The sequence below is a fragment of the Nocardia coffeae genome (assembly GCF_019890715.1).
Lineage (GTDB): Bacteria > Actinomycetota > Actinomycetes > Mycobacteriales > Mycobacteriaceae > Nocardia > Nocardia jiangxiensis.
The window spans coordinates 1-261 of record NZ_JAINZY010000104.1 but is presented as its reverse complement, the minus strand read 5'-3'; the positions used below and the strand labels follow the sequence as shown (position 1 = coordinate 261).

At 66.3% G+C, this 261-nt stretch carries 1 protein-coding gene; it reads left to right on the top strand.

What is annotated here, in order from left to right; genetic code table 11:
* Positions 1-261 (top strand): SAM-dependent methyltransferase (locus K7711_RS47225; RefSeq protein ID WP_222979760.1); only part of this gene is annotated, 261 nt, incomplete at both ends.

Sequence of the window (261 nt, the reverse complement as noted above, 5' to 3'; positions counted from 1 at the left end):
CACCGTGCGGTACGCGATCACCGACCTGGGCATCACCCAATTCCTCGATATCGGCACCGGCCTGCCGACCGCGCGCAACACCCACCAGGTCGCACAGGAGGTGAATCCCGCGGCGCGCATCGTGTACGTGGACAAAGATCCGCTCGTGCTGGCCCACGCCCGTGCGCTCATGAAGAGCACGCCCGAGGGCCGGACCGCCTTCATCCATGCCGATCTGCGCGAGCCCGAGTCGATTCTGCGTGATCCCGAACTCACGCGGAT